Genomic DNA, 19,133 nt, shown 5'->3' on the forward strand with positions numbered 1-19,133 from the left:
GCTGAGGACACAACGCAACCCTCCACCCCACGTTCCCGCCGGGCCGTCTTAACCCACGGGTAATGGGCGTTATTTTGCCGAAAGCGGGTCCGGCGCGATGTTCCCGCCGCAGACCAGAACCGCCACGCGCTCGCCCGGCTCCGGCACGTAGGCCCCCGACATGAGCGCCGCCAGCGCCGTTGCCCCGGCGGGCTCCACCAGCTGTCGCATCTCCTGCCACAACGCCACCTGCGCCTGCGTGATCGCCTCGTCACCCACCAGCACGCTTTCGATCCCCTGCGCCTCGGCCAGCCCGTAACAGATGTCCCCGATCCGCCGTGCCCCCAGCGCATTCGCCGCCACGCCCGACACCTCGACATCGACCGGCCCGCCGGCCTGCAGCGCGGCATGCAAGGCACAGGATGTCTCCGGCTCGACGGCCACGACCTTCCTGCGCCCCTGAAGCCAGGCCACCGCCCCGCCGATCAGCCCGCCGCCGCCCACGGCAATCAGCACCGTGTCCGCCTCGAGCCCCTGGTCTTCCCACTCGGCCATGCAGGTGCCCTGCCCGGCCACCGTGGCAGGCGCGTCATAGGCATGGATCTGCATCGCCCCGGTCTCCGCCTCGTACTCCCGCGCCGCCTCCAGCGCATTGGCATAGGCGCCCGGCACCACCTTCAAATCGGCGCCCAACCGCTCGATCAGACCGATCTTTGCGGGCCCCGCCATTTCCGGCACGTAAATCCGCGCCCGGTGCCCCAGCCTCGCCCCGGCATAGGCCACCGCCGCGCCGTGATTGCCGCCCGACGCCGCCACCAGCCCGGCCTCGGGCACCTCCATCGACAGAAGCGTGTTGAATGCACCCCGCGCCTTGAAGCTGCCGGTATGCTGCATCTGCTCCAGCTTGAGCGCCACGGGAAAGCCCAGCCCGAACCCGTCAGCCTCCACCACAGGTGTCCGCCGCACATGCGGCTTGACCCGCGCCCATGCCGTCTCGATCTCGGCTTTCCAGTCCATCGCCCGTCCCTCCCGCTGGTCAAATCCGGGCGAACCCTATACGGCTATAAGGCCAGACCCAAGCAGGGAAGACACGCTTCATGCAAGACGAACGCCACAGCCAGTTTCGTGACGCCAGCGCCGACCGCAACACCGCCGAACAGGTGCCCGACACGCCCCAGACCCGGGCCCCCGCCTATCGCCTGGCCTTCGCCGATGACGATTTCCTCTGCCGGGACGAGTTGCGCCCCGTCAGGCTTCAGCTCGAGCTGCTGAAACCCGAGATGATCCTGAACGAACGCGGCATCGAGAGCACCGTCGTCCTCTTCGGCGGCGCCCGCATTCCCGAGCCGTCGAAGAAAGACACCGCCCGCACCGAAACGCTGGCCGGCCTGTCGCGCTTCTACGACGAGGCCCGCGAATTCGCGCGGCTGGTGACGATGAAATCCATGGGCACCTACGGCAAGGAGTTCGTGGTCGCCACCGGTGGCGGCCCCGGCGTCATGGAGGCCGGCAACCGCGGCGCCGCCGACGCAGGCGGCTCCTCCATCGGGCTCAACATCGTCCTGCCGCACGAACAGGCACCGAACGAGTATGTCACGCCCGGCCTCTGCTTCAATTTCCACTATTTCGCCATCCGCAAGATGCACTTCCTCATGCGCGCTCGTGCCATCTGCTGCTTCCCCGGCGGGTTCGGCACGCTCGACGAGATGTTCGAGGCGCTGACGCTTATTCAGACCGACCGGATGAAACGGGTGCCCTTCCTGCTGTTCGGCGAGGAGTTCTGGCGCTCCATCATCAATTGGGAGGCGCTTTCCGAGGCCGGCACGATCTCTGCCGAAGACCTGGAGCTTTTCCGCTTCGTCGAGACGGCGGAACAGGCCATGGAGATCATCGAAAGCTGGGGCGAGGTCATTCCCGAACCCTGACGGCCCGGAATAAGTATGCGCCCCGTTTCAGGAGGGGGGAAACGGGGCGCTGGCTCGATCCATTGGAAAGGCCCGCAAGCAAGGCCGAACAAGGTCGGCTTCCCCTTGGCTACCGGACCAAAGTTAATCGCTGGTTTACGCTGCTGGCAAAGCTCGCCCGAAAAAGCTCAGAGCCCCTCGAACGCGCACAGCGCGTGCACGTCCATCCCCAGCTTCTCAAGCCGTGCCCGACCGCCCAGCTCGGGCAGGTCGATGATGAACGCACAGCTCAATATCTCGCCCCCCAGCCGCTCGATCAGCCGGATCCCCGCCTCGGCGGTGCCGCCCGTGGCCAACAGGTCATCCACCAGCAATACCTTTTCCCCCGCCGAGATCGCGTCGTCATGCACCTCGACGACCGCTTCGCCGTATTCCAGCTGGTAATCCTCGGAAATCACTTTCCCCGGAAGCTTGCCCTTCTTCCGGATCGGCACGAACCCCACCGACAGCTGATGCGCCACCGCGCCGCCGAGGATGAACCCCCGCGCCTCGAGCCCCACCACCTTGTCGATCCGCATCCCCGCATAGGGGTGCAGCATCTGGTCGACCGCCATGCGAAACCCGCGCGGATCGGCAAAGAGCGTCGTCACGTCGCGGAACATGATCCCCTCGTGCGGGAAATCCGCGATCGTTCGGATATAGTCCTTTACCGTGGTGGATTTTGGCATGTCCGGTCTCCGGGCTGAGTTTGGTCCCGAGGTCCGGTGTCGCCGATCCCGGCCCCGTTCGCAAGGGCCGGGTCGGATGCGCCTGCCGGGCGCGCGGTGTCAGTACGCGTTCCGCGTTCTCACGATCAGCGTGTAAAGCGCATTGGGTACCCAACGCAGGTGCGGGCGCTTCCAATCCATCCGCTCGCGCACGAGATAGTACTTTGCTGTATCCAGTGTCATTTTTTCAGTTCCTTTCTCATCGTTTGGCCGTTATGTTGGCCACGACTGCATATGCAATGTATATACATTGTATTGGCAGAAAGTCAAGACGGCAGGGGCGAGAGCGTGACCAAGAAAGACGACAAGAAGGAAAAGAAGAAATCTGGCAAAAAAGACAGCCAGCTGATCCTTCGCCTCGACAAGGAAGAGCGGGATGAATTCATCAAGCTCTGCAAGGAAATGGACACGAGCGCCGCGCGCGAAATCCGCGCGTTCATCCGTGGCTTCGTCGAAAAGAACGGCTGACCGGAGCCGCTACCAAAGCGGCGGCTTTGCGATCATCAACCAGAACACGCCCACTAGGGCCACGAAGGCCGGCCACCCCAGCACGAACCAGATGCGATAGGCTCGCCGCGCCGCCTCTGGCAGCCCGTCTCCGTTCTGCAGCGCCACCCCGGCCATGTCGCGTATCCTGATCTGCAACTGAACCACCGGCACCCACGCAGCCAGCGCCAGCAGGTAGAGCCCATAGGTCACCAGAAGCCAGGGCTCAGCCACTCCATACCCGGCCAGGTGCACCAGCCAAAGCCCGGTAAGCGGCTGCACGATCCCGGCGGGCAGGGTAAACAGCCAGTCCGCCACCACCACGCCCGACGCCACCGAGTAGATCGTCTCGATCCGCCCGGTCCGCATCGCCCAGACCATCTGGAACGCCGTGCCGATCCCTGTTCCGAACAGCACGGTGGAACTCAGGATGTGCAGCCATTTCGCCAAAAGGTACGGATCGACGCTCACCGCTCATCCTCGAGAATGTAAAGCAGCGCGATCAGCGCCAGGACAGGCAGGTTTTTCAAGAGCCCGCCCAGTGGCAATAACCACAAGACGGGCGCCAGCACGCTGAACGCCACCGTGTAGCCCAGCACCATCGCCGCCTGCACGACCGCCATCGACCTCGGCCGCCAGCCGCGCAACAAGGCGCCGGCGATCAGCAGGTCCGCGACGCCGCCCAGCCGGGCAAATGCAATCGCCAGCCAATCCGGCACGCCGGACCCGGCGATCAGCGGCAGGAACTCCGCCGTGGGAAGAAACAGCCCGATCAGGCCGGACACACTCCACAGAACGGCCAGAACGAGGCGCAGCACCGGCCGCATCAGGTACAACCGTGCATGCCAGAGATCCTGCGTGCCCGCCGGGCGCGCGTTGATGAAGTCGGAAAACCCTCTTGGCCGCTCCGGCAGGGCGCGCACGGCCTCCGACGGCTCCGCCAGCACCCCCGCCTCAAGCTGCGTCACCGCCGTCACCGAAATCGGCCCCAGCCGCATCGCGTCGCCGACCCGCCCCATCGCCCGGCAAAGCCATACCGGCAGGCGCAGCACCGGCACCGGCCCAAGCCCGAGCCACCGGCGCAACCCCGTCAGCATCTCGGTTTGCGTCACCACCTCCGGCCCGCCAATCTCCTGCACGCCCTCCGCCGGATGGGTCAGGAAATGCGCGACGGTTTTCGTCAGGTCCGCCGCATGTACCGGGTTGAACGGTTGTTCCCCCGCCCCCACCACCGGCATCACGAAAGGCAGCGCCGCCAAGGCCCGCGCCAGAGAAGAGCCGCCATACGACGTCTCGCCCAACACCAACCCCGCCCTCAGCGGCATGATCCCGTGCGCCAGCGCCACCGCTTCGCCCTCGCGCCGATGGCGGGCGAACCCCGTCTCGCTGTCATCAATTCCCACGGCGGAAATCAGAACGCCCCGCCCAGTTTCACGCTGCCCAGTCTTCCCCAGGGCCTCATAAACGGCTGCCGGTGCCTGCACATGCACCGCCCCCGACACCCGCTCGGATGCGGTCAGAACACCGGCCGCATTCACCACGTGGCTCACGCCCTCAAGCCGCCCTTGCCAGAACGCCACCGTCGCCGCCTCCGGCGACGCCAGATCGGCCTCGAGCGTCTCGAACCCCATCCGGTCCAGCCGCGCGCAGCGCCGCGCCGACGCCACCACCTCCAAGCCCACCGCCCGCAGCCCGAACGCCAGGTGCCGCCCGATAAACCCATCGGCCCCGAGGATCAGTACCTTGCCCTGTGCCTCGGTCATGTGCTCCGTCGCAGGGTGGCGGTCAGCAAACCCATCCCGATCAGCGCCACGCCACCCCCGCGCGTCAGCCACGTGATCACGCCGGGCCTGCCGATCGTCTGACGCAGCTTGTCCGCCAGCAACGCATAGGCCAGCGCATTGATCGCCGCGAGCCCGACGAAGGTGGCGATCAGGATGGCGAATTGCGGCGCCAGCGGCTCGCCGACGCTTACGAACTGCGGCACGAAGGCAATGAAGAAGGCAATCGACTTGGGGTTCAGCGCCGTCACCGCCGCCGCGTGCCAGAACACGCCCTTGCCGGCAACCTCACCCCCCCTGAGCGCCTCCAGCCCGCTTGCCGGCGCACTCCGCAACAGCTTGATGCCCAGCCAGATAAGGTACACCGCACCAACCCATTTCAGCACGGTGAACAGCGTCGCCGACGCCAGCACCAGCGCCCCCAGCCCCATCAGTGACGCGGTCATCGCCACGAAATCCCCCAACGCCACGCCGGTCGCGCTGGCCACGGCCACCCGCCGCCCCTGGCTCAGCGCATAGCTCAGCACCAGAAGAACGGTCGGCCCCGGGATCAGCAGAAGCGCGGTCGAGGCGGCGGCAAAGGCCAGCCAGAGATCGAATGACATGGGCAGAACTCCTCACGTAGGCCGGGCTTCAGCCCGGCACTTGTCAGGTTATACCCAACCCCGAAGCTTCCTCGCCGTCAATGCGTAGAAAACTCGCGCCCGGAGCAACCAAGCCCCTTACGACAATACCCTGCCCGCGACCGCGTCCAGCTTCGCCACCAGCGCCGCATCCCTCGCCTCTGGCGCCGTCAGGATCGCGAATTCCAAAGCCCGGTCGCACCCGTGCGGGCAGGCCTCCCGTTCCGTTCCCAACAAGGCGGGCAGCCCCTTCACCATCGCCCGGCCCTTGTCGGCATTGCCCTGAAGCGTGGCGATGATCGCTGTGATGTCCACCTCGCCGTGATGCGGGTGCCAGCTGTCGTAATCGGTCACCATCGCGACCGAGGCGTAGCAAAGCTCGGCCTCCCGAGCGAGCTTGGCCTCCGGCATGTTGGTCATCCCGATCACGTCACAGCCCCAGATCTCGCGATACATCTTCGATTCCGCCAGCGTGGAAAACTGCGGCCCCTCCATCGCCAGGTAGGTGCCGCCCCGATGCACCGTGATCCCGGCGGACTTCGCCGCACTCTCACAGGCATCGCTCAGCCGCGGGCAGGTCGGATGCGCCAGGCTCACATGCCCGACACAGCCGGTGCCGAAGAAGCTCTTCTCTCGCGCAAAGGTCCGGTCGATGAACTGGTCGACGATCACGAAATCCCCCGGCGCCATCTCCTCGCGAAACGATCCGCAGGCGGAAACCGAGATCACGTCGGTCACCCCCAGCCTTTTCAGCGCGTCGATATTGGCCCGGTACGGCACCGTGCTCGGCGAATGCACATGCCCCCGGCCATGCCGCGGCAGGAACGCCATCTTCACGCCACCGACCTCGCCGCAGAATATCTCGTCCGATGGCGCGCCCCAGGGGCTGTCCACCTTGACCCACTCGGCCCCGTCCAGCCCGTCGATCTGGTAAAGCCCCGAGCCGCCGATCACTCCGATCATCGTATCCGTCATGCGTGTCTCCCTGCCTGTGTTTCCCGCACTCTGCCCCGCGACAGCGCGAATGGAAAGCCGCCGGGTGTACCTTTGCGGCCACCACATGGCACCTTTCACCTGGCGGGGGTGGCGAAAAATGCTGCAGTGCAGTATCAGCCCCGGCAACGCGAATGACAAATCCGAAAGAGACCCGCACCGTGACACGCGACCTCAAGGCCGCCGTAGCCAGCCGTCTTGCCATGCCCGACCTGCGCCTGATGCCGCAGGAATCGCTGACCCCCTCCCGCCTGCGCATCGAGCTCCTCTCGGGGCTCACCGTCGCATTGGCGCTGGTGCCCGAGGCGGTGGCCTTTGCCTTCGTGGCGGGCGTGCACCCGCTGGTGGGGCTCTACGCGGCTTTCCTCGTCGGCCTGATCACGGCGCTGATCGGCGGCCGGCCCGGCATGATCTCGGGCGCAACCGGCGCGCTTGCCGTGGTCATGGTGGCCCTGGTCGCCCAGCATGGCGTCGAATACCTCTTTGCCACCGTCGTTCTCATGGGCATCCTGCAGATCACCGCAGGCGTACTCAAATGGGGCAAGTTCATCCGTCTCGTACCGCACCCGGTGATGCTGGGCTTCGTCAACGGGCTTGCCATCGTGATTTTCCTTGCCCAGCTCGGCCAGTTCAAGGTGCCCGGCACCATGGTCCAGACCGATCACGGCATGTCAGGCGGCGAATGGCTCTCGGGCACGGCGCTCTACACCATGCTGGGGCTCGTCGCGCTCACCATGGCGCTGATCTGGGTCATGCCCCGCATCACCCGCCTGATCCCCGCGCCTCTCGCCGGCATTGCCATCGTCGCGGGTCTCGTCATCGCCTTGGGTCTTGACGTGCCGCGCGTCGGCGACCTCGCCTCGATCCAGGGCGGCCTGCCGTCGCTGCACATTCCGATGGTGCCGCTCACCCTCGAAACGCTGGAAATCATCCTGCCCTACGCGGTGATCCTCGCCGCCATCGGCCTGATCGAAAGCCTTCTCACCCTCAACCTCGTGGGCGAGATGACCGGCAAGCGCGGCGGCGCCAGCCAGGAATGCATCGCGCAGGGGGTGGCCAACACCGTTACCGGCTTCTTCGGCGGCATGGGCGGCTGTGCCATGATCGGCCAGTCGATGATCAACGTGAAATCAGGCGGCCGCACCCGCATCGCCGCCACGGCGGCGGCACTCTTCCTGCTGATCTTCATCCTCTTCGCCGCCCCGCTGATCGAGCAGATCCCCCTCGCGGCATTGGTCGGCGTCATGTTCATGGTGGTGATCGGCACCTTCGCGTGGAACTCGTTCACGATCCTGCGCAAGGTCCCCCTGACCGACGCGCTTGTCATCGTGCTGGTTACCGTGGTGACGGTGCAATACGACCTCGCCATCGCGGTGGTCGTGGGCGTCATCGTCTCGGCGCTGGCCTACGCGTGGAACAACGCCACCCGCATCCACGCCCATACGCGGGACTCCGTCACCGAAACCGGCGCGAAAGTCTATGAAATCCAGGGCCCGCTGTTCTTCGGCTCAGCGGCCGGCTTTACCGAGCTCTTCGATATCGAGAACGACCCCGATGCCGTGATCGCCGATTTCGCGCGCAGCCGCGTCGTCGATCAATCGGCCCTGCAGGCGATCGAAGCGGTCGCCTCGAAATACGAAGCTGCCGGCAAGAGCATCAAGCTGCGCCACCTCAGCCCGGATTGCCATCGCCTTCTGAAGAAGGCCGGCCACCTCGTCGTCGACAGTGACGACGACCCGGATTACCAGCTTGCCGTCGATTACGGCGTGCGCACTGGCGTACTTGGCGGCGCGGAAGGCTAGATCAGGCCGCCACGCCCAGCGCGCAAAGGTCGCTGCCACGGACCAGCGAGGTCACCACGCGCCCTTCGGCGGTGTCACGGATGCCATAGCCATACCCGCGCAGGCGGTGCTGCCATTCGCGTTCCGAAACGGCCATTGCGCGCTCGCGCATCACAAGGTCGCGGATCTTGTTGGGGTTCATCGGTTCCATGTCTGTTTCCTTCCCTCGGACAGTAATGTGTCTGGAACCGGGATAGTTTGGGTCTGTGGCAACAATTGTGCCGAATTGGGGCAGGCCGCGGGTATCTTCACGGCGGGCCGGCACTCTCACATCACGTCATCGACCCGCTGAAGCTGTGCCACCGATTGCCGCCGCGCGGCCGCCGCAGCCACGAGCGCCTTGAAAAGCCGCCTCTGGCGTCTCGCATAGAACAGGTGTTCTGGGTGCCACTGCACGCCCAGCGCAAACGGGTCACGCACCCGTTCCACCGCCTGGATCATGCCGCCCGGATCCCGCGCCGCCACCCGCATCCCGCGGCCCAGCTCGTTCACGGCCTGGCTGTGCAGGGCATTGACCCGCATCGCATGCTCACCGGCGATCGCCGCCAGTCGCGTGTGCCGCTCGACCTGGACATTCTTGCGTGGCAGCACCGTCCAATGCTTGCGGCTTTCCTGGTACACCTCATAGGCATCCTGGTGAAGCGTCCCGCCCAGCGCCACGTTCAGCATCTGGCTCCCCCGGCAAATGCCCAGAACCGGTTTCTGCGCTTCGAAACACGCCTCGACGATCCCGCGCTCCATCGCGTCCCGCTCGGGGTCGAGCCGCGCCGATGTCACGATCTGCCCGCCGTAAAGATCGGGCGAGATGTCGTCGCCCCCGCCGATGATGACACCGTCCACCCCCGGCACGTCGACCTCCCGCGCCTCGTCCCAGCGCACCGACTTGCCCCCGGCAATCCAGACGTTCAGCGCCACAAGCGGAAAGATCCGCCAGCCCGACCGGCGCGAGGTGGTGACCGCAATGACCGGGCGACTCATGCCGGGCCTCCCCCGGCGTCGGCCAGCCCCCGCTCCGTCAGGATCGCGCCACAGCGCTCGGCCCAGAAGGCCCGCGGCAACGGTACACCGACATGCGCGGCCTCCCAGCCCTGCGACAGCTCTGTCACCACGTCCCGGCTTGCCGCGACGCGCTCGACCGTCCGCCAGCGACGCCACTCGCTGTCCAGCGTCCATGACGGGTCATCGATCCGGCAATCGGGCAGCCGGAAATGAAAGGTCGGCCGGGCCGATGTGGCGCTGGTCAGAACCGCGCTCATCCGCGCCGCATCCAGCCACGCGAAGATAGGCAGCATATCCAGGCCGAAATTCCGCGACGGCGCCTCCTGCGCATAGGCATCCATCACATGCGTCAGCTTCGCCCCCCGGCCCAGGGCGATCAGCCGCCGCACCAGCCGCCTGTGATAGGGGGCCGCAAAGGGCAGCACCCGGCGCGTGTGATCAATCGGGTTCGCGGTGCGCAGCCAGTCCTCGATCAGCGCATAGGCCAGAAGCGGCGGCACGATGCTCTCGGCTCGGTCCGACGCGATCTGTACGTTGAGATGCACGCCGAACCCGAAAAACACACCTCCGCCGCTACCCACGGCCCCATCCTGTCGCAACTGCTCGCGCAGTTCATCGAGCGCGATCAGCCCGTCGCGGTCGAGCGGGTCAGTCACGATCTCAACCGGGATCACCTCGCGCCCCACCGTCAGCGCGGCATCGCGCAGCGCGGTCTTGTCGGCATGCCGCAACGCCGTATCCAGGTACACCTTCAAATCGCCGATCCGGCTGTCCTCGACCTGCCAGATCGCCTCGTCCACCTGCCGCGTCCTGCCCCCCAGATGCCGCGCGCACAACGCGGCACAGCGCGCTTCGTCCAGCCCGCCCAGTTCGATCTCCACGCCGGTCAGCCGTGGCTTACCCTCGGCGGTCTCGGGCTGCGGCAGGGGCGCAAAAGGGGTGTCGGGCGAAGTCATGAGGTCAATCTAGGGGTTGCCCTGCCAGACGCAAACGCAAAGCGACCGGATGGCAGAATTCACCGGCTGTCATGACGCTCTATCGTAAATCCTTCGTCGGGAGAAGGCGGGGCATAATGCCTCGAGATCCGGTGGAACTGTTCCTCGGTTACAGCGAACGGGTGCTCGCCCGCCGTGTTCCGTTCTTTCAGCCGCGCCAGGAGGACCGCGTCGGACAACTCCAGCACATGCAAAACATGCGCCGCGCCGGTTTCGTCCAGAATGCCCCGCATCCAACGCCGCATGTCCACCGTATTCGCCGGGAAATCCAGAAACACCGAAACACCGCCATTCAGCAGGTCGGCCACATGACGCCCCATCATCCCCCGAAGCTTTGCTGAACAGCGCACGTAATCCGGGATGGTCGCCATCTGGTCGGCGAACAACGCCTTCAGCCAGTCATCCTCGGCGATCAGGATCGCACTCTCCGCCACGGCCAGATCGCGCGCCAGCGTCGACTTCCCCGAGGCGATCTTGCCGCAAAACATATGCAGTGTCGGTTTTTCGGTCATGCCGCCATCATTCCGTTGCAGGGGCCACCGGCGCACCCGCCCGGGTTCCTCCGTTTACATCAGGAGAGCAACCACTCTACCGCCCCGGACAGATCGTCCGCCACATGGCTTGGCGCCGGGTCGCCCCGACCCTCATCGCCGGTCCGATACTTGCCCGTCCGAACCAGCACCGCCCGGCCAACCCCGGCCCGCAACGCACCCGCCACGTCCGCCTCGACATCATCGCCCACCATCGCCGCGTCCTCGGGGGCGACCCCCATATCGTCAAGTGCCACAAGAAAGAAGGCCTTCGCCGGCTTGCCCAGTACCTCGGCCCTCTGCTCGCTCGCGTATTCCAGCGCAGCGACAAAGGCGCCGACATCTATGCTCAGGGCCCCGTCGGCATCAAAGAAATTCCGGTTCGAGGCAAGCGCATAGAATTCCGCGCCTTCGGCGAGCAAGCGAAAGGCCGAGTTAAGCGCATCGTAAGTGAAATATTCCCCGGCATCGCCCACCACCACGGCGCCGGGCGCCTCCGCATCTCCATGGCCTTCGAAATCTTCGGCAAGGTCCGGATGGATCAGCAGATGCGCCGCCAGCCCTTTCCCCGCCAGCAGGTCACAGGTCGCACGTGCAGGGGTAAACAACTCCTCGTCCGCCAACTCGAACCCCATCCCGCGCAACTTCTCCAGAAGCTTGCGACGTGGCGACCGGGTCGAGTTGGTCACGAAACGAACCGGCAGGCCCGCCTCCCGCAGCCGGGCCACGGCCGTCGCCGCGCCGGCAACGGGCCGGTTGCCTTCATAGAGCACCCCGGAGAGATCGAGCAGAACGCCTTTCACCATGGCTCAAGCATGGCAAGCCCGCCCGCGGCGGTCAAACCCTCTCAGGCCGCCCGCCCCTCGCCGGCAAAGGCATGGCGGCGCACTTCACAAGGCATCTGGCCATATTTGCGGTGAAACCACTTCTTCATCAGCGTCACGTTCGAGAACCCGCAGGCGACCGACACCTCGCCCACCGGCAAGGACGTCTGCGCCAGCAGACTATGCGCCCGCTCAAGCCGCAGATCGCGATACACCTTCAACGGCGTCTGCCCCAGGTACTCGCTGAACCCGCGTTCCAGCTTTCGGGGCGACACGTCGATGATATCCGCAATCTGCCCAACGGTCAGGGTATCTTCCAGATGGTCGCGCATGATCTGCAGGGCTTCACAGATCACCTCGTCGCCCTGCGCCATCCGCTTGTAGCGCCAATGCTCGCCCGACCCGCTTTCGGCCTGCGGCTCGCTGAGGCCAAGATCACGGGCCAGCGCCACTCGGGTAAATTCCCCGTCACGCACCCCCACAAGCTCCACCATCATCCGGATCGCCGAGACATGGCCCGTGGCACTGCTCAGCGCCTTGTGGTGACAGGTGTTGCCCTCGACAATCTCGGGGCCCTGCACGCCCTCCTCGACACCGGGTCGGAAATTCGGGTGCACCGCCAGACGCTTCGTGGCCAGCACGCCCGCCGCCAGCGGCACGAACACGGCCGAGCCCACCACGCAGACCCTCGCCGCATTGCGGATCGCCGCCCGCAGCGCCACCAGCCCCTCGGCTGAGGGCTGCCAGGGCGCATCCGTTCCGCCAATCAGCACCAGCGTCTGATCCGGCCCGCAAAGCGGCCCGTCCAGATCGGCCAGACCCGCCTCGCCCCGGACATGCGACCAGTCATAGGCCGGCTGCCCGGTCAGCCGGTTGGCACTGCGCAACACGTCGATGCAGGCTTCCGCCAGGAAGCCGACGCTGTCGTCCTGGCTGATGAACACGAACTCACCAGACAGGCTGCGCCGCCCGGAAACAGGTGTGGCCACCGCGGTACGGGCACGGTCGAAGTTCTCGAGATACATGTGCTATCTTCCTTTCCCTTCGTGGCGCGGAGCCCTGAAATCCGCGTTGTGAATTCCTTCAGCTGACGTTCCTGATCGAGGTTTCCACGGCATGCAGGAACGACCCGGCCGAGGAACTGGCAGAGAGAAGCAGGAACGTGTCCTGCTCGGTGCGGAGGATGATGGTGCCAAGATGCTCCATCACCGTGCGCGCGGCGTCGCCAACGGCAAAGGCGTCGGCGTGAATGTCGATCGGGCAGATCCGCTCCAGCGCAATGCGGGCGCGGGGGCCTGACACCTCCAGCCCGCACCACACGTCGGTCTGGTCGGTCAGATAGGCGGTATCGCCGATGCGCCCGGCGACGACGGATTCGGCATCCGGCTCGGCCCGATGAAACAGGATGAACGCCTGATCCGGCGCCAACCGCAGAAGCGTCGCGCCGTCTTCCTTAGCCGAAACCGATTTGCCGGGCGCGGGCAGGTCGGCGCCATACCCCTTGCGAATGGCCGTGAGCGCGGCATCCTCGCCGCCAAGCCGGAGGGCGACGGCAACAATCGCCAGATCCTTCGGCGCGCGCAGGTGGATACCGTCGAATTTCTCGTCCACACCGGCCAGCGGCGGGGCGGCGGTCAAACTAAACTCAGCCACGGAGACGCTCTCCTTCCGGGTCGATGAAATGGGCCGACACGATCTCGACCTCCATCTCTGTGCCATGCACCGGGCTCACGGCGCGAATGATCTCGCCCTTCCGCTCGTGCCCGTTCTTGACGAAGCCCAGGCCAATGGAATGACCGAGGTTCGGAGAATAGGCGACAGAGGTCATCCACCCCTGATCGTTCTCCATCACCGCGTCCTCACCCTTGTTGATGAAATGCGAGCCGGTGATCAGCTTCTGCGACCGATCGACGGGCCGGAAGCCCATCATCCGGATCGCATCGTCGCGAACCATCTCGGGCCGCTGCGACAGCACGTTGCCGATGCATTCCTTCTTCTGGCTGACCATCTTGCCCAGCCCGATATTGTGCGCGGTCGTCTGGCCGTTCAGCTCGTTGCCCACAGCGTGGCCCTTCTCGATCCGCATGACGCTGAGCGCCTCGGTGCCGTAGGGGACAGCGCCAAACTCAGCGCCAGCCTCGTTCAGCACCGCCATCATCGAATTGCCATAGCGTGCCGGCACGGCAATTTCATAGGCCAGCTCGCCCGAGAACGAGATCCGGAACAGCCGCGCGGGCGTCCCGCCGCAAACCGTGATCTCGGCGCAGGACATGAAGGGAAACGCCTCGTTCGACAGGTCGACATCCTTGTCCACCACCTTGCGCAGCAAATCGCGCGATTTCGGCCCGGCGACGGCGAACTGCGCCCAGCCGTCGGTGGTGGAAATCAGGTGCACGTCCATGTTCGGCCAAAGGCACTGTCGCGCAAACTCCATCCGGCGGAAGACCAGCACGGCGTTCGCCGTTGTCGTGGTCATCACGTAATGGTCCTCGCTCAAGCGAGCGGTGGTGCCATCGTCGTAACAGATGCCATCCTCGCGCAGCATCAGGCCATAGCGGACCTTGCCGACCTTCAGGGTCGAGAACGTGTTGGCGTAAACCTTGTCGAGAAACGCCCCGGCATCCTTGCCCTTGATGTCGATCTTACCCAGCGTGGTGACATCGCAGATACCGACCTTTTCGCGGGCCGTCCTCGCCTCGCGGTCGACAGAGTCGCGCCAACCCTTCTCGTCGCCCTGCACATACCACTCCGCCCGCAGCCAGTTGCCGACGGTGACAAAGCTCGCCCCGTTCTCCTCGGCCCACTTGTGCGAGGGCGTCAGGCGGTAGGGCCGGAAATCCTTGCCCCTCGCCCGACCCGCCAGCGCACCCATCGGCACGGGCGTAAAGGGCGGGCGGAAGATCGTCGTGCCGGTCTCGGGAATGGTCCTGCCGGTAATCTCCGACATGATCGCAAGCGCCGGAATATTCGCCGTCTTGCCCTGATCCGTCGCCATCCCCAGCGTGGTGTAACGCTTCAGATGCTCGACCGAGCGGAAGCCCTCCTGATGCGACAGTTTCACATCCTTGACGGTAACGTCGTTCTGCTGGTCCAGCCACGCTCGGTGCTTGCTATCCGGCACATACCAGAAGGCGGCATTCTCGCGCGGCTCGTCCTCGGCCTCGACCGCTTCGGCCTTCACCGGGCTGAACCCGAGGTCGGTAATCTGCGCCTCCGCCTGTGCCCGCCCCTCGGCCAGCGCGGCAGCCAGCGTCACCGAGCCATTGGCGGCGCCCGCCACGACCATGCCCGCAGGCATCACCCCACCGGGCACGAAGGCCTTGATATCATCGCGCCACTCGGGCTTGCCCAGCTGGTGACAGGTCAGGTGCACATTGGGGTTCCACCCGCCCGACACGGCAAGGCAATCGACCGGCAACACCTGCCCGTCCGTCAGCGTGATCGATTTCAGCCCCTTGCGGCCCACCGTGTTCACCACGCTCGCCCCGCGAATGTGCCGCACATCGGGCAGGTCGATCGGCGCCGCCCGGTCGCGGCAATCGATCACCGCCCGCACATGCACGCCCTTCGATGTCAGATCGGCCGCCGTGCGCCACCCGTCATCGTTATTGGTGAAAACTGCGACCTCCTTGCCCGGCGCCACGCCGAACCGGTTCACATAGGTCCGCACGGCACCCGCCAGCATGACACCGGGGCGGTCGTTGTTGCCAAAGGCGATCGGCCGCTCGGTACTGCCCGCCGCCAGCACGGCCCGCTTGGAATAGATCCGCCACAGTATCTGCCGCGGCTTCTCGCCACTCTCGGCAAGGTGATCCGTGCACCGCTCCAGCGCGCCGTAAATCCCGTGGTCATATGCACCATAAACCGTGGTCCGCGTCATGATCCGCACGTTGTCCATCGACGCCAGCTCGGCCAGCGCCTGTGCCGCCCACTCGTGGCCCGCCGTACCGCCCAGCTCCAGCGTCTCGGAGTTGAGCCGCCCGCCGGCAAGAAAATCCTCATCCGCCAGGATCACCCGCGCCCCGGCTCTCGCCGCCGCCAGCGCCGCCGACAGGCCGGCCGGCCCCGACCCGATCACCAGCAGGTCGCAATGCAGGAACCCCTTGTCATACTGATCAGGGTCTTCCTTCATCGACAGCCGCCCAAGCCCCGCCGAGGCCCGGATCGCCGGCTCGTAAACCTTCTCCCAGAAGGCCTTCGGCCACATGAACGTCTTGTAATAGAACCCCGCCGACAGGAAGGGCGACAGGAAATCCGTCACCGCCATCATGTCATATTCAAGCGACCCGCGATGGTTCTGGCTGGTCGCCCTAAGCCCGTCGTAAAGCTCGGCCATCGTCGCCCGCGTATTGGGCTCTGTATGGGCGCCCGTCCGCAGATGCACCAGCGCGTTGGGCTCTTCCGACCCGGCGGTGAACACCCCCCGCGGCCGGTGATACTTGAACGACCGACCCACCAGCCGCTTGCCATTCGCCAGCAGCGCCGAGGCCAGCGTATCGCCCTCGAACCCCTTCAGATGGGTGTCGTTGAACCGGAACTTCAGCTCCTTCGAACGGTCGATCAGGCCGCCGCCAATGCGGTTCGGTTGGCTCATTTGTCCCGCCCCCTTGCCCGCGCCACGTCGCGGGCCATTTCGACATTGGTGATCTCGTGCGTCAGCGTATCCCGCGTGACCACCAGCCAAGACCGGTCGCCCTGTTCGTGATACCAAAGCTCCTGATGCTCGCCCGCCGGGTTGTCGCGCAGGTAGCCGTAATCGTGAAACTGCTCCATCGCGTCTTCGGCCTGCCAGTCGGGCCTGTCGATCAGGCTGGCATCGCCGAGATAGACGAACTCGGCGGCATCGCGCGGGCCGAGAAGGGGGTGATTGATGATCATGCGTTGCCCCCCGTGGCCGGCGTTGCGCAGTGAGTATTTCTGGAACAATGAAAGGTCATGAGCGCGCTCGTCAGTGAAGGTTGGGCTGATTGCCCACGCCTTTTTCGTCGATGATATTGCCGCTGCGGAACCGGTCGAGCCGCATCTGCGTCGCCGTCGGGTGCGGTTCGTCCTTGGCCAGCAGGTGCGCATAGCAATACCCGCTCGCCGGCGTCGCCTTGAACCCGCCGTAACACCAGCCGCCGTTGAAATAGAGCCCGTCGATATGGGTCTTGTCGATGAAGGGCGAGCCGTCCATCGACATGTCCATCACCCCGCCCCAGCTGCGCAGCAGCCGGGCGCGCCCGATCATCGGCATGATCGCCATGCCGCCTTCGGCCACGTCCTCGACGACCGGCAGGTTGCCGCGCTGCGCATAGGTGTTGTACCCGTCGATATCGCCCCCGAAGACCAGCCCGCCCTTGTCGGACTGGCTGACATAGAAATGGCCGGCACCGAAGGTGATGACGCCCGGGAGAACTGGCTTCAGACCTTCGGTGACGAAAGCCTGCAGCACGTGGCTTTCGATCGGCAGGCGCATGCCCGCCGTGGCCATGACGCGGCTTGACGACCCGGCGACGCAGACCGCCACCTTCTTCGCCTTGATCGCGCCGCGGTTGGTCTCGACCCCCAGGCACTTGCCATTCTGGATGTCGAACCCGGTAACCTCGCAATTCTGGATGATGTCGACGCCCCGGCTGTCGGCTCCGCGGGCATAGCCCCAGGCCACCGCATCGTGCCGCGCGGTCCCGCCGCGGCGCTGGAAGAGGCCGCCCTTGATCGGGAAGCGGGCATTGTCGAAATCGAGGAACGGCAGCTCGCGGCGCAGCGCGGCGGCGTCGGCCAGCTCGGCATCCGCTCCGGCAAGAAACATCGCGTTGGCGCGCCGCACGAAGGCGTCGCGCTGGCCGTCGGTGTGGAAGAGGTTCAGGATCGAACGCTGCGACACCATCGAGTTGTAGTTGGTGTCCTGCTCCAGGTTCTCCCACAGCTTCATCGACATCTCGTAGAACGGCTCGTTCCCCGGCAGCAGGTAGTTCGAGCGGATGATCGTGGTGTTCCGCCCGATATTGCCCGACCCGAGCCAGCCCTTCTCGAGCACGGCGACATTCCGGTGCCCGAATTCCTTGGCCAGGTAATAGGCCGTAGCCAGCCCATGCCCGCCGCCGCCGATGATGACGATATCGTATTCCGGCTTCGGCTCCGGCTCGCGCCAGACGGCCTTCCATCCCTTGTTGCCGGTCAGCCCTTCCTTGAAGATCCTGAATGCCGAATAGCGCATCGGGCGGAAATCCTTATCCTTGAGTCACCCCCAGCATGACGCGTTCCGATCGTCTCGACTTTTCCCAAACGGTCGGATACGTGTCATTTATGGACAATATTGGTACAAAATCCGTGACCAAGCGCCGAATCGGCATCCTGCCGATCGATGGCTTCGCGGTGATGTCCTACGCCGCGCTGACCGAGCCGATGCGGGCCGCCAACGTGCTGGCCCGGCGCACGCTCTACGAGATGATCAACATCTCGGCCTCGGGCCACCCGATCGCCAGTTCGGGCGCAACGATGGTCATGCCGCAGGCGAAGGTGGGCGACGATCTGAACCTCGACTATCTCTTCGTCGTCGCCGGCGGCGACCCGACCACCTATGATGATCGCGCCGTGATGAACTGGCTCGCGCGGATCGCCCGGGCCGGCGTGCCGATGGGCGGCGTGTCGGGCGGGCCGATCATCCTGGCGCGCGCCGGGCTGATGGCGGGGCGGCGGATGACGGTGCACTGGGAACATGCCGCGGCCCTGGCCGAAATCTCGCCGCACCTGCTGATCGAACGCTCGCTCTACGTGATCGACCGCGACAGGGTCACCTGTGCCGGCGGCTCCGCCCCGATGGACCTGATGCACGCGCTGATCACCCAGCACCACGGAAAACCCTTCGCCCGCCTGGTCAGCGACTGGTTCATGCATACCGAAGTGCGCCCATCGGCGGGGCCGCAACGCGGCGGGCTGGTCGAACGCGTGGGGGTGAACAACGCCGCCATCCTCGACGCGGTCGAAGTGATGGAGGCGAACGTGGCCGAGCCGGTCAGCCTGCCGCACCTCGCCACGACCGCCGGGCTGTCGGAACGCCAGCTGAACCGGCTCTTCACCGAAAAGCTCGGCCGCCCCACGATGCGCTATTACCGCGAGCTGCGGCTGGAAAAGGCCCAGAGCCTCCTGCGCAACTCGCCCCTCACCCTGACCGAGATCGCTCTGGCCACCGGATTCGCCAGTTCCTCGCATTTCTCCCGCGCCTACGCGGCACAGTTCGGCCAGCCCCCTTCGGCCTACCGGTGACGGCCCCGGAAATTTCGAAATTTCCGGGATAGAAAATGCGCATTTTCTATCCCGTTTTCCGCGCGGAAAACGGGCGCGCCCGCGGCGCCGGCCGCGTGATTGCGTCACCGGGCCCGCGGTTTGCGGTCGCCGCTTGTCATTTCGCGGCCCCGCGCCATAGTCT

General features: G+C 65.7%; 21 protein-coding genes. 4 read left to right on the top strand and 17 right to left on the bottom strand.

Features of this window, described 5'->3' with window-relative positions; translation table 11 throughout:
- Positions 1 to 69: 69 nt before the first annotated feature.
- Entirely contained in the window at positions 70 to 996 is a 927-nt protein-coding gene (locus RIdsm_RS23105; RefSeq protein ID WP_057813088.1) for a threonine/serine dehydratase, read from the bottom strand.
- An 80-nt stretch (positions 997 to 1,076) separates the two neighbouring features.
- On the opposite strand from RIdsm_RS23105, the gene RIdsm_RS23110 reads away from it, so the two are divergent.
- On the top strand, positions 1,077 to 1,904 hold the full coding sequence (locus RIdsm_RS23110; protein ID WP_057813086.1) for an LOG family protein: 828 nt from the start codon (positions 1,077 to 1,079) through the stop codon (positions 1,902 to 1,904).
- A 167-nt stretch (positions 1,905 to 2,071) separates the two neighbouring features.
- On the opposite strand, the gene RIdsm_RS23115 is transcribed toward RIdsm_RS23110, so the two are convergent.
- Positions 2,072 to 2,611, bottom strand: coding sequence for an adenine phosphoribosyltransferase (locus RIdsm_RS23115; RefSeq protein WP_057813084.1), 540 nt, complete (start codon positions 2,609 to 2,611; stop codon positions 2,072 to 2,074).
- A 99-nt stretch (positions 2,612 to 2,710) separates the two neighbouring features.
- A complete protein-coding gene (locus tag RIdsm_RS30800) occupies positions 2,711 to 2,833 on the bottom strand; it encodes a hypothetical protein (protein WP_276509273.1) in 123 nt (40 codons plus the stop codon).
- Between the two features lie 105 nt (positions 2,834 to 2,938).
- Here RIdsm_RS30800 and RIdsm_RS23120 point away from each other — a divergent pair, with 105 nt between their 5' ends.
- Complete coding sequence (locus RIdsm_RS23120) at positions 2,939 to 3,118, top strand: hypothetical protein (RefSeq protein WP_057813082.1); 180 nt, start codon at positions 2,939 to 2,941, stop codon at positions 3,116 to 3,118.
- A 9-nt stretch (positions 3,119 to 3,127) separates the two neighbouring features.
- On the opposite strand, the gene RIdsm_RS23125 is transcribed toward RIdsm_RS23120, so the two are convergent.
- The 4 genes from RIdsm_RS23125 to RIdsm_RS23140 form a co-directional block, all read right to left on the bottom strand.
- Positions 3,128 to 3,607 carry a DUF2269 family protein gene (locus tag RIdsm_RS23125; RefSeq protein ID WP_057813080.1) on the bottom strand — a complete coding sequence of 160 codons (480 nt, stop codon included), beginning with the start codon at positions 3,605 to 3,607 and terminating at the stop codon, positions 3,128 to 3,130.
- Complete coding sequence (locus RIdsm_RS23130; RefSeq protein WP_057813078.1) at positions 3,604 to 4,899, bottom strand: DoxX-like family protein; 1,296 nt, start codon at positions 4,897 to 4,899, stop codon at positions 3,604 to 3,606. The genes RIdsm_RS23125 and RIdsm_RS23130 overlap by 4 nt, the downstream gene beginning before the upstream one ends.
- The gene (locus tag RIdsm_RS23135; protein WP_057813076.1) at positions 4,896 to 5,522 is read right to left on the bottom strand and encodes a LysE family translocator; all 627 of its coding nucleotides are present in this window, start codon (positions 5,520 to 5,522) and stop codon (positions 4,896 to 4,898) included. Before RIdsm_RS23135 ends, RIdsm_RS23130 begins: the two co-directional genes overlap by 4 nt.
- A gap of 117 nt (positions 5,523 to 5,639) precedes the next feature.
- Positions 5,640 to 6,515 carry an S-methyl-5'-thioadenosine phosphorylase gene (locus RIdsm_RS23140; RefSeq protein ID WP_057813074.1) on the bottom strand — a complete coding sequence of 292 codons (876 nt, stop codon included), beginning with the start codon at positions 6,513 to 6,515 and terminating at the stop codon, positions 5,640 to 5,642.
- A 221-nt stretch (positions 6,516 to 6,736) separates the two neighbouring features.
- Between RIdsm_RS23140 and RIdsm_RS23145 the strand changes: the two genes are divergently transcribed.
- On the top strand, positions 6,737 to 8,335 hold the full coding sequence (locus tag RIdsm_RS23145) for a SulP family inorganic anion transporter (RefSeq protein ID WP_057813315.1): 1,599 nt from the start codon (positions 6,737 to 6,739) through the stop codon (positions 8,333 to 8,335).
- Between the two features lies 1 nt (position 8,336).
- Here RIdsm_RS23145 and RIdsm_RS23150 read toward each other — a convergent pair whose 3' ends face one another.
- The 10 genes from RIdsm_RS23150 to RIdsm_RS23195 all read right to left on the bottom strand — a co-directional run bounded on the left by RIdsm_RS23150 (position 8,337) and on the right by RIdsm_RS23195 (position 17,921).
- Positions 8,337 to 8,525, bottom strand: coding sequence for a hypothetical protein (locus RIdsm_RS23150; RefSeq protein ID WP_143100388.1), 189 nt, complete (start codon positions 8,523 to 8,525; stop codon positions 8,337 to 8,339).
- Positions 8,526 to 8,641: 116 nt separating this feature from the next.
- Positions 8,642 to 9,352: a gamma-glutamyl-gamma-aminobutyrate hydrolase family protein gene (locus RIdsm_RS23155; protein WP_057813072.1), complete on the bottom strand. Its 711-nt coding sequence runs from the start codon at positions 9,350 to 9,352 to the stop codon at positions 8,642 to 8,644.
- Entirely contained in the window at positions 9,349 to 10,329 is a 981-nt protein-coding gene (locus RIdsm_RS23160) for an amidoligase family protein (RefSeq protein ID WP_057813070.1), read from the bottom strand. The genes RIdsm_RS23155 and RIdsm_RS23160 overlap by 4 nt, the downstream gene beginning before the upstream one ends.
- Positions 10,330 to 10,388: 59 nt before the next feature.
- Positions 10,389 to 10,880, bottom strand: a complete 492-nt coding sequence (locus RIdsm_RS23165; protein ID WP_057813311.1) for a P-loop nucleotide/nucleoside kinase family protein — start codon at positions 10,878 to 10,880, stop codon at positions 10,389 to 10,391.
- Between the two features lie 59 nt (positions 10,881 to 10,939).
- A complete protein-coding gene (locus tag RIdsm_RS23170) occupies positions 10,940 to 11,704 on the bottom strand; it encodes a TIGR01458 family HAD-type hydrolase (RefSeq protein WP_057813068.1) in 765 nt (254 codons plus the stop codon).
- Positions 11,705 to 11,745: 41 nt separating this feature from the next.
- A complete protein-coding gene (locus RIdsm_RS23175; RefSeq protein WP_057813066.1) occupies positions 11,746 to 12,747 on the bottom strand; it encodes a GlxA family transcriptional regulator in 1,002 nt (333 codons plus the stop codon).
- A gap of 58 nt (positions 12,748 to 12,805) precedes the next feature.
- The gene (locus tag RIdsm_RS23180; protein WP_057813064.1) at positions 12,806 to 13,375 is read right to left on the bottom strand and encodes a sarcosine oxidase subunit gamma; all 570 of its coding nucleotides are present in this window, start codon (positions 13,373 to 13,375) and stop codon (positions 12,806 to 12,808) included.
- Positions 13,368 to 16,316: a sarcosine oxidase subunit alpha family protein gene (locus RIdsm_RS23185; protein WP_057813062.1), complete on the bottom strand. Its 2,949-nt coding sequence runs from the start codon at positions 16,314 to 16,316 to the stop codon at positions 13,368 to 13,370. Before RIdsm_RS23185 ends, RIdsm_RS23180 begins: the two co-directional genes overlap by 8 nt.
- Positions 16,313 to 16,600: a sarcosine oxidase subunit delta gene (locus tag RIdsm_RS23190; protein WP_057813061.1), complete on the bottom strand. Its 288-nt coding sequence runs from the start codon at positions 16,598 to 16,600 to the stop codon at positions 16,313 to 16,315. The genes RIdsm_RS23185 and RIdsm_RS23190 overlap by 4 nt, the downstream gene beginning before the upstream one ends.
- 70 nt (positions 16,601 to 16,670) lie before the next feature.
- Entirely contained in the window at positions 16,671 to 17,921 is a 1,251-nt protein-coding gene (locus tag RIdsm_RS23195) for a sarcosine oxidase subunit beta family protein (protein ID WP_057813059.1), read from the bottom strand.
- A 113-nt stretch (positions 17,922 to 18,034) separates the two neighbouring features.
- On the opposite strand from RIdsm_RS23195, the gene RIdsm_RS23200 reads away from it, so the two are divergent.
- Positions 18,035 to 18,970: a GlxA family transcriptional regulator gene (locus RIdsm_RS23200; protein WP_236553169.1), complete on the top strand. Its 936-nt coding sequence runs from the start codon at positions 18,035 to 18,037 to the stop codon at positions 18,968 to 18,970.
- Positions 18,971 to 19,133 lie beyond the last annotated feature (163 nt).

Source organism: Roseovarius indicus (genome assembly GCF_008728195.1).
Taxonomy (GTDB): Bacteria; Pseudomonadota; Alphaproteobacteria; order Rhodobacterales; family Rhodobacteraceae; genus Roseovarius; species Roseovarius indicus.